The 13,589-nt window shown below is 61.4% G+C and carries 14 protein-coding genes; 13 read left to right on the top strand and 1 reads right to left on the bottom strand.

Features of this window, described 5'->3' with window-relative positions:
- The 12 genes from M0D64_RS05390 (at position 1) to M0D64_RS05335 (ending at position 10,756) form a co-directional block, all read left to right on the top strand.
- Positions 1 to 669, top strand: coding sequence for an amino acid ABC transporter permease (locus M0D64_RS05390; protein ID WP_266256905.1), 669 nt, complete (start codon positions 1 to 3; stop codon positions 667 to 669).
- Positions 666 to 1,439 carry an amino acid ABC transporter ATP-binding protein gene (locus tag M0D64_RS05385; protein ID WP_266239862.1) on the top strand — a complete coding sequence of 258 codons (774 nt, stop codon included), beginning with the start codon at positions 666 to 668 and terminating at the stop codon, positions 1,437 to 1,439. Before M0D64_RS05390 ends, M0D64_RS05385 begins: the two co-directional genes overlap by 4 nt.
- On the top strand, positions 1,436 to 2,440 hold the full coding sequence (gene hutG / locus M0D64_RS05380) for a formimidoylglutamase (protein WP_266239864.1): 1,005 nt from the start codon (positions 1,436 to 1,438) through the stop codon (positions 2,438 to 2,440). Before M0D64_RS05385 ends, hutG begins: the two co-directional genes overlap by 4 nt.
- 337 nt (positions 2,441 to 2,777) lie before the next feature.
- A complete protein-coding gene (locus M0D64_RS05375; protein WP_266239993.1) occupies positions 2,778 to 3,335 on the top strand; it encodes a PAAR domain-containing protein in 558 nt (185 codons plus the stop codon).
- Between the two features lie 161 nt (positions 3,336 to 3,496).
- On the top strand, positions 3,497 to 3,946 hold the full coding sequence (locus M0D64_RS05370; protein WP_266239866.1) for a T6SS effector amidase Tae4 family protein: 450 nt from the start codon (positions 3,497 to 3,499) through the stop codon (positions 3,944 to 3,946).
- Entirely contained in the window at positions 3,943 to 4,167 is a 225-nt protein-coding gene (locus M0D64_RS05365; RefSeq protein WP_266239868.1) for a hypothetical protein, read from the top strand. The genes M0D64_RS05370 and M0D64_RS05365 overlap by 4 nt, the downstream gene beginning before the upstream one ends.
- A 234-nt stretch (positions 4,168 to 4,401) precedes the next feature.
- Positions 4,402 to 4,824 (top strand): MarR family winged helix-turn-helix transcriptional regulator, encoded by a 423-nt coding sequence (locus tag M0D64_RS05360; protein WP_154562865.1) that lies wholly within the window; start codon positions 4,402 to 4,404, stop codon positions 4,822 to 4,824.
- Positions 4,825 to 4,904: 80 nt separating this feature from the next.
- Entirely contained in the window at positions 4,905 to 5,327 is a 423-nt protein-coding gene (locus tag M0D64_RS05355; protein ID WP_097395805.1) for a MarR family winged helix-turn-helix transcriptional regulator, read from the top strand.
- A gap of 88 nt (positions 5,328 to 5,415) precedes the next feature.
- Positions 5,416 to 6,504 (top strand): HlyD family secretion protein, encoded by a 1,089-nt coding sequence (locus M0D64_RS05350; RefSeq protein ID WP_171927860.1) that lies wholly within the window; start codon positions 5,416 to 5,418, stop codon positions 6,502 to 6,504.
- A 6-nt stretch (positions 6,505 to 6,510) separates the two neighbouring features.
- Positions 6,511 to 8,082 (top strand): DHA2 family efflux MFS transporter permease subunit, encoded by a 1,572-nt coding sequence (locus tag M0D64_RS05345; RefSeq protein WP_154562867.1) that lies wholly within the window; start codon positions 6,511 to 6,513, stop codon positions 8,080 to 8,082.
- Between the two features lie 10 nt (positions 8,083 to 8,092).
- On the top strand, positions 8,093 to 9,523 hold the full coding sequence (locus M0D64_RS05340) for an efflux transporter outer membrane subunit (RefSeq protein WP_266256904.1): 1,431 nt from the start codon (positions 8,093 to 8,095) through the stop codon (positions 9,521 to 9,523).
- A 48-nt stretch (positions 9,524 to 9,571) separates the two neighbouring features.
- Positions 9,572 to 10,756, top strand: a complete 1,185-nt coding sequence (locus tag M0D64_RS05335) for a thiolase family protein (protein WP_266239876.1) — start codon at positions 9,572 to 9,574, stop codon at positions 10,754 to 10,756.
- A gap of 60 nt (positions 10,757 to 10,816) precedes the next feature.
- On the opposite strand, the gene gltS is transcribed toward M0D64_RS05335, so the two are convergent.
- Positions 10,817 to 12,043, bottom strand: a complete 1,227-nt coding sequence (gene gltS, locus M0D64_RS05330; protein ID WP_266256903.1) for a sodium/glutamate symporter — start codon at positions 12,041 to 12,043, stop codon at positions 10,817 to 10,819.
- A gap of 255 nt (positions 12,044 to 12,298) precedes the next feature.
- On the opposite strand from gltS, the gene M0D64_RS05325 reads away from it, so the two are divergent.
- Entirely contained in the window at positions 12,299 to 13,576 is a 1,278-nt protein-coding gene (locus M0D64_RS05325; protein ID WP_266256902.1) for a NupC/NupG family nucleoside CNT transporter, read from the top strand.
- Positions 13,577 to 13,589: the final 13 nt, after the last annotated feature.

Raw genomic sequence — 13,589 nt, 5'->3', positions numbered from 1 at the left:
ATGGAACTCGATTTTTCGCCGGTGATTACCGGCTGGCCGGACATCATGCATGGCGCGCTGGTGACGGTCGAAGTGACCGCCGCCGCGCTCGCGCTGAGCTGCGTGCTGGGCCTGCTGATCGGTATCGGCCGGCTCACGCCGAAGCGGCGCAGCGTGTACGCCTTCTGTACGGCGTACCTCACGTTTTTCCGCGGCACGCCGTTGCTCGTGCAACTTTTCCTGCTGTTCTTCGGCTTGCCGCAATTCGGCATTCTGTTGCCGGCTTTTGTGTGCGGGATGCTGGGGCTTGGCCTCTATTCGGCGGCTTATGTGTCGGAGATCGTGCGCGGTGCGATTCAGTCGGTGGATCGCGGGCAAATGGAAGCGGCGCGTTCGATCGGCATGTCGTCGGGGCAGGCCATGCGCGCAATCATTCTGCCGCAGGCGATCGTGCGGATGATCCCGCCGCTCGGCAACGAGTTCATCGCGTTGATCAAGAACTCGGCGCTGGTGTCGCTGCTGACGATCGACGATCTGATGCATGAAGGCCAGAAGATCATCAGCGTGTCGTACCGTTCGCTCGAAGTGTATCTGGCCATCGCGCTGGTGTATCTGGTGTTGACGCAGGTGACGAATTACGCGCTGCATCGTGTGGAGCGCCGCTTGCGTGCAGGAGGGATGGTGCAATGAACACAGTAAAAGTAGATGAACCTATCGTCAGCATTCGCGGGCTGACCAAATCGTTCGGTTCGCATACCGTGCTCAACGGCATCGACTTCGACATTCAGCCGCAGCAGGTGGTGGTCGTGATCGGGCCGAGCGGCTCGGGCAAGAGTACCTTCCTGCGGTGCTGCAATGGGCTTGAACAGGCAGAAGGCGGCACGATCGATATCTGCGGGCATCGGCTGGTCGATCATGGGGCGATGCTCAAGGAGCGCTCGCTGAATGCGCTGCGCACCGAAGTGGGCATGGTGTTTCAGTCGTTCAATCTGTTTCCGCATCTGTCGGTGCTGCATAACATCACGGTCGGTCCGCGGATGTTGCGTGGCGCCAGCAAGGCCGAAGCCGAAGCGGCTGCAACCGCGCTGCTGGAAAAGGTTGGCCTCGCTCACAAGGCGCATGTGATGCCGGCGAGCCTGTCGGGTGGTCAGAAGCAGCGCGTTGCCATTGCTCGCGCGTTAGCGATGCAACCGCGCGTGATGTTGTTCGACGAGCCGACTTCCGCGCTCGATCCCGAGCTGGTCGGCGAAGTGCTGCAAGTGATGAAGCTGCTCGCGAGCGAAGGCATGACGATGGTCGTCGTCACGCACGAAATGGGTTTCGCGAAGGAAGTCGCCGACGTGGTGGTGGTGATGGACGGCGGCGTGATCGTCGAGGCGGGGCCACCTGCTGAAATCTTCTCGGCGCCGTCGCAGCCGCGCACGCGGGCCTTTCTGCAGGCGGTGTTGTCGCGCGCATGAGAGTTCCATTCGACGACAAGGTATGGAGCGGCCGTTCTGATGATGGTGAGCCCGGCGATACCCGGCGTATTTTCAATCAGGTGGTGCCGTTTGGCGGCGCGCGGCGGCATGAGGATGTTTTACGCGCTGCGCCATGCGCTGAAAGCGATGCGACTGTGATCGTCGGCTTTGGTTCTGACGAAGGCGTGCGGCGCAATCAGGGACGCGTTGGCGCGGCTCAAGCACCTAAGGAATTGCGCCGTGTGCTGGCCGGTCTGCCGGCGAAAACGTCGATGACGACGCTCGCCGATGCAGGCGATGTGGTGTGCGACGACGGCGACCTCGAAGGCGCGCAGGCGGAACTCGCGAACGTGGTGAGCGACGTGCTCGCGAACGGCGGCCAGCCGTTGGTGTTCGGCGGCGGGCACGAGGTTGCGTGGGGGACATATAGCGGTTTGCGCTTGCATGAGGATCGCGTGGATGGGGCTCGAGCTGAGGCCATGGCAACCGCAACCCGCAAGCTACTCATCATCAACTTCGACGCTCACTTCGATCTGCGTCAGAAGCGGCCGGCCAATTCGGGCACGCCGTTCGATCAGATTGCGAACGACTGCGCCGAGCGGGGCGTGCCGTTCAACTACGCCTGCTTCGGTATCAGCGATCTGGGCAACACCGCTTCGCTGTTCGCGCATGCAGAGGAACTCGGCGTGCGCTACGTACTCGACATCAACATGCAGGAGCCGCAATTGCCGCAGCGTCTGGACGATCTCCAGCAATTGCTGGATTCAGCGGACGACGTTTATCTGACCATCGATCTCGACGTGCTCCCGGCCGCTACCGCGCCGGCTGTATCGGCGCCTGCCGCATTGGGCGTGCCCTTGTCGGTGGTCGAAGCGATGGTGCAGCGCGTGCGTGCGTCGGGCAAGCTGCGCGCGGCGGATATTGCGGAGTACAACCCGTCGCTCGATCAGGATAAGCGCACGGCGAGGGCGGCGGCGAGGTTGGCGTATCGGTTGCTTTAATGCACGCTAACTGCACCGTGCGGCATTGAAAAGGTCGCAAGACAAAACGGCTCACCGGATTACTCCGGCGAGCCGTTTTTTATTTGCTCTTACACACGTTCGGACTTTTCGTGTGCATTTTTCAGCGTTGTCCAGTACCACTCGCAGACAGGAAACGCCAGTCTCTCGGAATAAGATTTTTTCAACCCCCAGGAGACTGACGCATGACACATAACGCACGCAAAGAAACGACCTGTCCGTTCGCCACAATAGGATCACTGGAGGAGAGAGGCGGACGCATCACAACGACTACCGGCGGCCTCACAATCGCAGGTCTGGCGAAATCGGAGTGATTCACATGCTCCGTTTGTATATCTGCATCGGCGATCAGCCAGAGACGGGGCGCGCGATCGAGCCATACGTGGGGCCGCCCACAACGTTTTACGGACATCAGGCGGCGATGATTGGCGCAGGCGTTTGCTGCAACGCCTGCAAGAGTACTGGCGTTATCGCCAAGGCAGGCGGGCCGCGCCGCCGGAAACACCACGGCAACGAAATCGCGCTCGACGGCGATATTCTGCTCTGCGGCTGCACGCGATCGCCTCGCATGGTTGCATCAATGCAACGCAATGCCCGGTTCGACGATCTTGCCGAGACGATGGGAGTGGTGGCTTCTGCGAGGACCGCGGGCGGTGGTGTCGCGTCCGTGCTGCTAGGCGCCTATGACGAACAGGTCGAAGCGAGACGCGGAGCGCGGATTGAAGGTTACCCCTATTTCATCGAAACCGAAGACGGGCGCGTGTTCTCGGGGAGGCTCGAATCCGGCTGCCGCCTACCGCGCGTATATACCGCAGTTTCTGATAACTACACCGTATATTGGGGCGATGATGCTCTCGCGAGACAGGATGGAGTCTAAGCAATGCCCAACAAGAAAACCGTAGTTAGAACGAACTCAACGCCTGGCTCCGTCAAGATCGTGGAGTTGAAAGTGGCTACGTTTTCCGAGCTATGGGTAGCCTATCCCAAGAACGAGCCATGCATTGACCCATCGACGGGCAAGCCAGCGTTCGAAGACGAATGCGCGTCCGCCTTGGCACCTGCCTCGCGAACGTGGGAATTACCAATAAGTCTTTCAAAGGCGAAAAGTGCTGGTTCCATGGGCATCCGCCCTGCCACATGCTTCGGGCGAAGGAGGTCGCACAGTGGCTTTATCGGCGCCCGTTTGCTGGCTGTCCTCTACCGGAGACGGTAACAGGAAAAGAATGGCAGACGCGTGTGGAGGGCAGGACCGGTATTATCTTCTTTGGAAGCTACTGGCGTCGCTCGCTCAAAGAGAAAGACCCTTCGGGCGATCATATCGACTTATGGAATGGCGAACGCCTCACGCCGAGTACGCAAACTACATTAAGGTTTGACGTTGGCATTCCAAAGGTCTGGAATCCCTTGTCTCTTATCGGCGTCGGTCCAGAGAATCTTTTCTCCAATCTCGCGGACGCGAAGCAGATTCTGTTTTGGGAAATAGCATGAAGACTGCGATGCAAGTACTTGCGCTATTCGTCAGCGGAGCTATCGTCGGTGGCTTGATTGGGCTGTTTTTCGCTCTGCCGCCTTCGATGGTCGAGTGTGGTGATGAGTGCGGCGTGCGAGCTTTGATTTTCTCCCTTCGCTGTGCATTGGCCGGTGGTGTCGTGCTTGCTGTCGCCGGCCGGATCATGGTGAAATCACGCCTTCGCAGTCGAGCACGTTAGTTTATGCTGCCCGGTGCTTTGCTTCGCAATAAGCCGAATTGGTGGTGAGCCGCTGGATTTCGGACTTAAGTGGACACAGCTCAAAGTTGAGTGAATCCCGATACTTACGCCGAAATTTCAAACAGACATGTGTATGAATTTCCGCATCGGAAATGCTCGTGGCCAGATTCCGCAACATACTGTTCAACGCAAGTGAACTTGACAGAGTGCGTATGCACATATACACTGCGCAGCATGACCCGTCCTCTCTCTTACGACGAATGCAACTGTTTCGCGCTGCGCCAGGCGGCCCGGCACGTCACGCAAATCTACGAACGCCATCTCGGCGAGGTAGGGCTAACGGCTGCGCAGTTCACGATTCTCGCCAAGCTCGCGCGCACGCCGAACCTGCCGATGGTGGATCTCGCGGATGCCATGGTCATGGAGCGCACCACGCTGGTCCGCGCCATGAAACCGTTGCAGCGTGACGGGCTGGTGGTCGCTGAATCGGCGGAGCATGACGGCCGCACGTTTCTGTTCAGTCTCACGGAGAAGGGCGAAACGACCTTCGATCAGGCGGCAATCGCATGGCGTGCCGCGCAGGACGAGTTCGAGGAAAAGTTCGGTCACGCACGTGCCAAGGCGCTGCGCTCCGAGCTTTTCAGCATCACCGGATAAACAACGCGTATGAGCTCGTTCCGACGAGCTTTTTTACGCCGGATTATGTGCATACGCACTCACGAAAAGGAAGCGCAGCGATGGACGGGCTTTTCGACGACGACTGCTTTGCGATCCGCCAGGCCGCACGCTATGTGTCGCAGATTTACGACCGTCACCTGGAGAATGTCGGCCTCACCATCACGCAGTTTTCGCTGATGGGGCGCTTGAAGCGCGTGGGTCCGATGACCATGAAGCAACTGGCGGAAGCTATGCGCATGCAGCGCACCACCCTGGTCCGCACGATCCAGCCGCTGCGGCGCAACGGACTGGTCTCGAGCGAGACGCTTGGGGCGGATGTGCGGGCGTTGTCGATTGCACTGACGGCCGCCGGCGAGGAGCGTTTGCAAGCCGGTCGCAAGCATTGGCATGCGGCGCAAGCCGAATTCGAGGATCGCTTCGGCGAGCAGCGCGCGGCGGCATTGCGTACGGAGTTGTTCGCCATCACAAAAGACCCCGTTTGAATCTGCCCCGCGTGAAGCGGGTCAAGTCCGGCGCAGCGCAACGCGCTTTTTTTCAAGCTTAACGAGTGCATACACACATACAGCCATCATGTCCACTACACCCTCGACTATTGCACCGCCCAGCGTGGCGAACGCCGCCAAACCGGCACGGCGCATTCCGTGGATGCTGCTCGCGGTCATCACAGTGCTTGCGGTGCTGGCACTTGCGGCGTCGTACTGGTTCTTCGTCGGCCGCTTTGTCGAAACGACGGACGATGCCTACGTCGGCGGTGATGTAACCGTGATGTCGCCGAAAGTGAACGGCTTCGTCACGGACGTGCTGGTGCGGGACAATCAGTTCGTCCATGCGAACCAGGTGCTGATCCGGCTCGATGCACGCGATTACGACGCTCGTCTCGCGCAGGCGAGTGCGGAAGTTGAGAGCGCGCAGGCGGCTGTCACCGAGTTGCAGGCGAAGAAGTCCCTGCAGCTTGCCACCATCAACGAGCAGGCAGCCGAAGTTCGCGCGTCCGGCGCCGAGTTGACGCGCAGCACCGCCGATCAGACGCGCTATCGCCAACTGGTGAAGGACGATGCGGTATCGAACCAGGTCGTAGAACGCGCTGATGCCGATCTGACCAAGGCGCATGCCGCGGTCGACCGCAGCAGCGCGGCCTTGATCGCGGCGCAACGGCAGATCGCCGTGCTCGACGCGCAGATCGGTGACGCAGAGGCGCGCATCGCCACTGCACAGGCGGCGCAGCGGGTCGCGGCATTGAATGTGGAGTACACCACGATTCGCTCGCCGATCGACGGTTACGTCGGCAATCGCACCGCGCGCGTCGGCTTGCTGGCGAACATTGGCGTGTCGCTGCTGACCGTAGTGCCGTCGAGCGGACTGTGGATCGACGCCAACTTCAAGGAAGACCAGTTGAAGAAGATGCACGTTGGCGACGGTGTCGATGTCGATCTCGATGCGTCGAGCAAACGGATTCACGGCGTGGTCGAAAGTCTCGCGCCTGCGACCGGCGCGACCTTCAGCGTACTGCCGGCGGAAAACGCGACGGGCAACTTTACGAAGATCGTGCAGCGCGTGCCGGTGCGCGTGCGCCTCGAGGTGCCGAAGGATATGCAAGGCGTGCTGCGCCCTGGCCTTTCGGCGACGGTGAAAGTGCACCTCGACGCTGCTCACGGTTAAACGATCATGACTCAGGTCCTTGCCAATCCCGCCGACCTGCCGACGCGCACCAAAGTGTTCGCGTTCGTGCTGATGTGCCTCGGTTTTTTCATGGCGACACTCGATATCCAGATCGTGGCGTCCTCGCTCAAGGATATCGGCGGCGGCTTGTCCGCGAGTCAGGACGAGCTCTCGTGGGTGCAGACCGCGTATCTGATCGCGGAGATTCTCGTGATTCCGATGTCCGGTTGGCTCACACGTGTGTTCTCGACGCGCTGGGTGTTCGCATTTTCCGCGCTGGGCTTTACGGTCACCAGTATGCTGTGCGGCCTTGCATGGGACATCAACTCGATGATCCTGTTTCGCGGTCTGCAGGGCGCGCTCGGCGCCGCGATGATTCCGACCGTGTTCACGACGGCATTCGTGCTGTTCCCCGGCAAGCAGCGCCTGATTGCGTCCACCACCATCAGCGCGCTCGCCACGCTCGCACCGACGGTCGGCCCGGTGATCGGCGGCTGGATCACATCGCAGTGGTCGTGGCACTGGCTGTTCTATCTGAACCTCGTGCCGGGTCTCGCCGTCACGCTGTTGGTGCCGAAGTACGTGCACTTCGACAACGTCGATCTCTCACTGCTGAAAAAGGGCGACTATCTCGGCATCCTGTTGATGTCCGGTTTTCTCGGGTGCCTGGAATACGTCCTGGAAGAAGGGCCGCGCAAGAACTGGTTCGGCGACGACGTGATCCTGACGTGTACCTGGATAGCGGCGATCTGCGGATTCCTGTTCATCGTCCACGCGTTCACCGCAAAAGAGCCGATCGTCGATTTGCGCGCACTGGCGATCCGCAACTTCGGCATTGGCAGTCTGCTGTCCTTCATCACAGGGATCGGGATTTTCTGCGCGGTGTTCCTGACGCCCGTGTTCCTGTCGCGTGTGCGTGGCTTCGATTCACTGCAGATCGGCGTGGCGTTGCTGTCGGTCGGGTGTTTTCAGTTGCTCGCGATGGTGGCCTATTCGATAGTCGCGCGTTTTATCGACATGCGGGTGCTGATGGTGTTCGGCCTGGTGCTGTTCGGTGTTGGCTGTTATCTCTACGTGCCGCTGACCAATCAGTGGGGCTGGCAGGAGTTGCTGATCCCGCAGGCGTTGCGCGGCATTGGCCAGCAGTTCTGCATTCCGCCCATCGTCACGATGGCGCTCGGTTCATTGCCGATGTCGAGGCTTCGATCCGCCAGCGGCCTCTTCAATCTGATGCGCAATCTCGGCGGCGCGATTGGCATTGCCGTGAGCAGCACGATGCTCAACGATCGTTTGAATCTCCATTACGAGCGGCTCGACGAGCATTTGAGCGCGGGCCGTCCGGTGATCGAGTCGGTGTTGCAGCAGCAAAGCGCGCACTTCGCGGCAGTCGGCGGCGATGCGCTGAATGCGGCCAATGCGGGCCTCGGGGCGTTGCATTCGGTTCTGATGCGCGAAGCGCTCGTGCTCACGTTCTCCGACACGTTCTTTGCGCTGTCGCTCTGTTTCGTCGTCGGTTTGTTGAGCGTGCTGTTCTCGCGCCCGTTTGGCAATACCGCGCCGCCGCCCGATGCTCATTGAGGAACTCAGCATGAAACCAATCGTTATGAAAGTACTCGCGAGCGCGGCACTGCTGACACTTGCGGCATGCGCGGTGCAGCCTGAAACGCATGCGGACCTGCAGCACACGGTCCAGACCGTTGCACCGACCGCGTGGAATGTCGATGCCCCTCAAGACAGCATCAACGCCAACACGTGGTGGGCGCAATTCGGCGATCCTGCCATGCATCAACTGGTGGAGTCGGTGCTCACGGGCAATCTCGATGTGCAGGCCGCGGTGGAACGCGTCAAGCAGGCGCAGGATCTCGCGAAGCAAAATCGGGCGGCCTTGCTGCCTGAATTGAACGCTAGCGCGACCGCATCCGATTCTCGCCAGAACACGCCGCCACCGCTCGGCTATGTGCGTCAGGCCGGCGTCGGCGTGACGGCGAGCTGGACGCCGGACGTTTTTGGCGGCGAACGTCTCGCTGTTCTCGCAGCCGAGGCTCAAGTGTCGGGTCGGCAGGCGGCCTTGAATCAACTGCGCCTGGCACTCGCGGCGAACACAGCCGCGGCGTATATCGATCTGCGCTGGGCGCAATCGCAATTGCAGATTCTCAGCGACAACGAACAGATCCGCGCCCGCGCCCTGAAACTCACGCAGGAGCGTTTGCATTACGGACTGTCGACGCAACTCGACGTCGCGCGTGCACAGAATCAGTTGGAGGATTTGCAGGCACAGGTCCCGCGTATCCAGTCGGCCGTGCAGCATCAATTGAGTCTGATCGCGGTGTATTCGGGGCGTACGCCCGAGAGCGTCGACGGTTTGCTGCTCGCTAACGCTCGCGACATTCCAGTGCCCGCGCAAAGCGTGCCGCAGATGCTGCCGTCGGAAGCGCTGTTGCAGCGCCCGGACGTGCGCAATGCCTACGCCACGGTCGAACAGCGCGCGGCGGAAGTGGGGGTGTCCAAAGCGCAACGCTATCCGCAGTTCAGGCTCAATCTTGCCGATGGTCTGCTGGCCTCGTCGTATCTTGGCTTGCCGACGCTGACCGATAACCTCTTCAGCGCGGCATTGAACGCAACGAGTCCGATCTTCAACGCCGGCCGCATTACCGCGAATATCGATGCGAGCGAGAGCCGGATGCGCGAATCGCAACTCGGCCTGCAGCAAACCATGCTGCAAGCGCTCAAGGAAATCGAGGACAACCGCAGCGACCTGGTGAGCGGCGCGGTGCAGGTGCAACGCCTGGGCGGCGCGCTCGATGCGTCGAACCACGCGCTGCGTCTGTCGAGTGAACTCTACAAGGGCGGCGCGACGGACTTCCTCGATGTGCTCACTGCGCAGGAGGCGTATCTGCGCGATGCGGAATCGTTGAATCAGGCCAAACGCGAGCATGCGCTCGCAGCGGTCGCGCTGTACCGCTCGCTCGGCGGCGGCTGGGATGTCCCCGAAACGGTCACGGCCGCATCGGCGAATTGATGCGCGTGGATGTGGCGTTGAAAGTAGTAGTCCAACTGGAGATGAATGATGAGTACGCGTGAAGTAGTGATCTGCAATCCGGTGAGAACGCCGATCGGCGCATTCGGCGGATCGTTGAAAGAAGTACCCGCGACGGAACTCGGCGCGGTCGCGGTACGTGAGACGCTGCGGCGCAGCGGCCTCGATCCGGCCGCGTTGGCCTCGGTGGTGCTGGGCAACGTGATTCAGGCCGGCAACCGGATGAATCCGGCGCGTCAGGCGTCGATTGGCGGCGGCGTGCCGGTGGCGGTGCCGGCGTTGACGGTCAATCGTGTGTGCGGGTCGGGCGCGCAGGCGATTGCGTCCGCGGCCCAGGAAATCTGGCTTGGTCTCGGCGATGCAGCCGTGGCCGGCGGCATGGAAAACATGGACCGCGCGCCGTATCTGCTCGACGGCGGCCGCTGGGGCTACCGGATGGGCAACGCGCAAATCCACGACAGCCTGCTGCGCGACGGCCTGAATGACGCGTTTTCCGGCGAGCATTCCGGCTGGCATACCGAAGACCTCGTCACGCAGTTTGACCTCACGCGCGAAACGCAGGACCGTTGGGCCGCGCGTTCGCAACAGCGTTTTGCCGAAGCGCAGGCGCGCGGCGATTTCGACGCCGAACTGGTCGCCGTGGAAATTCCGGGGCGCAAAGGCCCGCAGCATTTTACGAGCGATGAACAGCCGCGCCCGGATACCACGGTCGAAACGCTGGCCAAACTGCGTCCGGCATTCCGTCCGGACGGCACGATTACCGCAGGCAATGCGCCGGGCTTGAACAGCGGCGCGGCAGCCATGCTGGTCGCTGAACGTGGGTTCGCCGAGGCGCGCGGCATCGAACCGTTCGCGCGGTTGGTGGCGTTTGGCGTCGCGGCCGTCGAGCCGGGCATGTTCGGCCTCGGTCCGGTGCCGGCCGTGCAAATGGCCCTGGCTCGCGCGGGTTGGCAACTCGATGACGTCGAACGCTTCGAGATCAATGAAGCCTTCGCTGCCGTGCCGATCGCCGTGGCGCGCAGACTCGGCATCGCGGATGAACTGATCAACGTGCAGGGCGGCGCGATCGCGCACGGTCATCCAATCGGCGCGACCGGTGCGGTATTGACTACCCGCCTGCTGCATTCGATGCGCCGCGACGGCCTGAAACGCGGCATCGTCACGTTGTGCATCGGCGGCGGGCAGGGGATTGCGCTGGCATTGGAAGTGATCTGAGATCGGCCGCTGCGGTGCGTCGCGGTGCCACGAACCGCGATGGCGCCGCGGCGGCATCGGCTAGTGAAAGATCGGCAAAGCCATAAAGCCCTTGATGACGATCGCGTTAGCAATGTCGATAAAGAACGCGCCCACCATCGGGACCACCAGAAAGGCGAGATGCGAATGGCCGAAGCGGGCCGTAACGGCCTGCATATTCGCAATGGCCGTAGGCGTGGCGCCGAGGCCGAAGCCGCAATGACCGGCGGCGAGCACGACAGCGTCGTAGTTGCGGCCCATCACGCGGAATGTGACGAAGATCGCGTAGAGCGCCATCAACACGGTTTGCGCAACGAGAATCGAAACGACCGGCAGCGCCAGCGAGGCGAGGTCCCAGAGCTTGAGCGTCATCAATGCCATGGCGAGAAATAGCGCGAGGCTCACGTTGCCCAGCAGGGCGACGGCGTGATCGATAACAGGCTTGCCTGCGAGCCCGAGCATATTGCTTAGCAACACGCCCACGAATAGCACGCAGACAAAACTCGGCAGTTCGATTGCCGTGCCGGCCAATACCTGTGAGAGCGCGTCGCCGGCCGCGAGGCTGATCGCGATCAGCGCCAGCGTCTCGATGAAGGCGGCCGGCGTGGTGGCTTGTTCCGCCTTTGGTTCTTCGAAGGCGAGCGGCGCTTCGGCGGAGTTCTTGGCGTGGCTCTCCGCATGGTTTTCGGCGCGGGCGGCGTCCTTCCTGGCGACTTGCCGCATCAGCACGCGCGCGACCGGGCCACCGAGAATGCCGCCCATCACGAGACCGAAAGTCGCGCAGGCAATCGCGGCCTCCGTGGCGGACTGAAGCCCGTGGTGTTCGGCGAATACCTTGCTCCATGCCGCGCCGGTGCCATGACCGCCGGACAATGTGATCGAACCGACCAGCAAACCGTACAGCGGATCGATGCCCAATACATAAGTGAGAGCGATGCCCACTGCATTCTGCAGTATCAACAGGCCGATCACGAGACCGAGAAAACGCAGCAGCAGCGGGCCGCCGGACTTGAGGCTGGCGAGGTTGGCGTTGAGGCCGATGGTCGCGAAGAAGGCGAGCATCAGCGGCGTTTGCAGCGCTGTATCGAAGCGTACTTCGATGTGGCTCGTCGTGCGCAGGATCAGCAGGACGATTGCCACAAGGAGCCCGCCGGCAACGGGTTCGGGAATCGTATAGCTGCGCAGCAGGGGGATCCATCCGACTAGCCGGTTGCCGAGCAGCAGAACCAGTGAAGCCGTGACGAGCGTTCCGTAGATACCGACGTTCATGGTCGACCTCGTTGAGCATGATTGATGGTCATAGCGGTACGAGGCGTCTGACGGCGTGTGGAGCGGCAAAGGAGCGAGCGAGAAGCGCCTGTGGCGTGAGCGTACCTGAACGGCAGTGATCCAACAACGGTGGCAGCGAGGTGCACCGGCGCGGACCGCCTGGCCGTCGATACCGGAGTAAGACCATATTTAAAGTTTTCTCCAGCATCGGTTTCGTTTAGCATCATTGCCACTTTCACAAGAACACCAAGAGACATGGCACTGATCGCTCGAAACATCCTCGGTATTGCCGTCCTGCTGCTTATCGCTTTCATCTTTTCGACCAACCGGCGCGCCATCCGCTTACGGACTGTAATTGCGGCGCTGCTTGCGCAGATCGGGATTGGTGCTTTCATTCTCTTCGTGCCGGTCGGCAAGACGGTGCTCGCCGCTGCTGCATCCGGCGTCAATCACGTACTCGGCTATGGCAACGCGGGCATCGAGTTCCTGTTCGGCGGCCTCGTGCAATCAAAGATGTTCCAGGTCTTCGGCGACGGCGGCTTCGTTTTCGCCGTGCGGGTGTTGCCGGCCATCATCTTCGTGACCGCGCTCATTTCCGTGCTGTACTACATCGGCGTGATGCGCTGGATCGTGATCGTGCTCGGCACGATATTCCACAAGCTGCTCGGTGTATCGAAGCTTGAATCTTTCTCGGCCGTGACCACGATCTTCCTGGGTCAAAGCGAAATGCCTGCCGTGGTCAAACCGTTCACGCGCGACATGACAGGCGCTGAAATGTTCGCGGTGATGTCGAGCGGCATGGCGGCGGTTGCCGGTTCGGTGCTCGCGGGCTATGCGGGTCTCGGTGTGCGGATTGACTATCTGCTGGCCGCGTCGTTCATGGCGGTGCCCGGCGGCTTGCTGTTCGCCAAGATCATTCACCCGACCACCGAGCCGAGCCGCGTGCACCTCGAAGACCTCAGCTTCGACGAAAAGCGTCCCGCGAATGTGATTGAAGCCGCGAGTTCCGGCGCGACCGTGGGTTTGAAAATCGCCGTGATGGTCGGCGCGATGCTGATCGCTTTCGTCAGCCTGATCGCGTTGCTCAACGGCATTGTGGGCGGCATAGGCGGCTGGTTCGGCCATCCGCAACTGTCGATGCAATCGGTGCTCGGTACGGTGTTCGCACCGCTCGCGTATCTGATCGGTGTGCCGTGGAGCGAAGCCGCAATCGCCGGCAATTTCCTTGGTCAGAAGATGATTCTCAACGAGTTCGTCGCTTATGCTTCGCTGTCGCCGTATCTGAAAGATGCCGCCAGCGTGAGCGCGGCCGGCCTGCAGGCGCTCGACCCGCGTACCCTTGCTATTCTGTCGTTTGCGTTGTGCGGCTTCGCGAACTTCGCGTCGATCGCGGTGCTGACGGGCGGCTTTAGCGCCGTCGCGCCGGAACGCCGCGCTGAAGTCGCGCGCTACGGCCTGCGTGTCGTGCTCGCCGCGACGCTCTCGAACCTGATGAGCGCCACGATTGCGGGCATGTTCCTGACGCTGAATTGAATCGAATCGAGGA

Source organism: Paraburkholderia sp. WS6 (assembly GCF_030464835.1).
Classification (GTDB): domain Bacteria; phylum Pseudomonadota; class Gammaproteobacteria; order Burkholderiales; family Burkholderiaceae; genus Paraburkholderia; species Paraburkholderia madseniana.
This window is presented reverse-complemented; position numbering and strand designations above follow the sequence as displayed.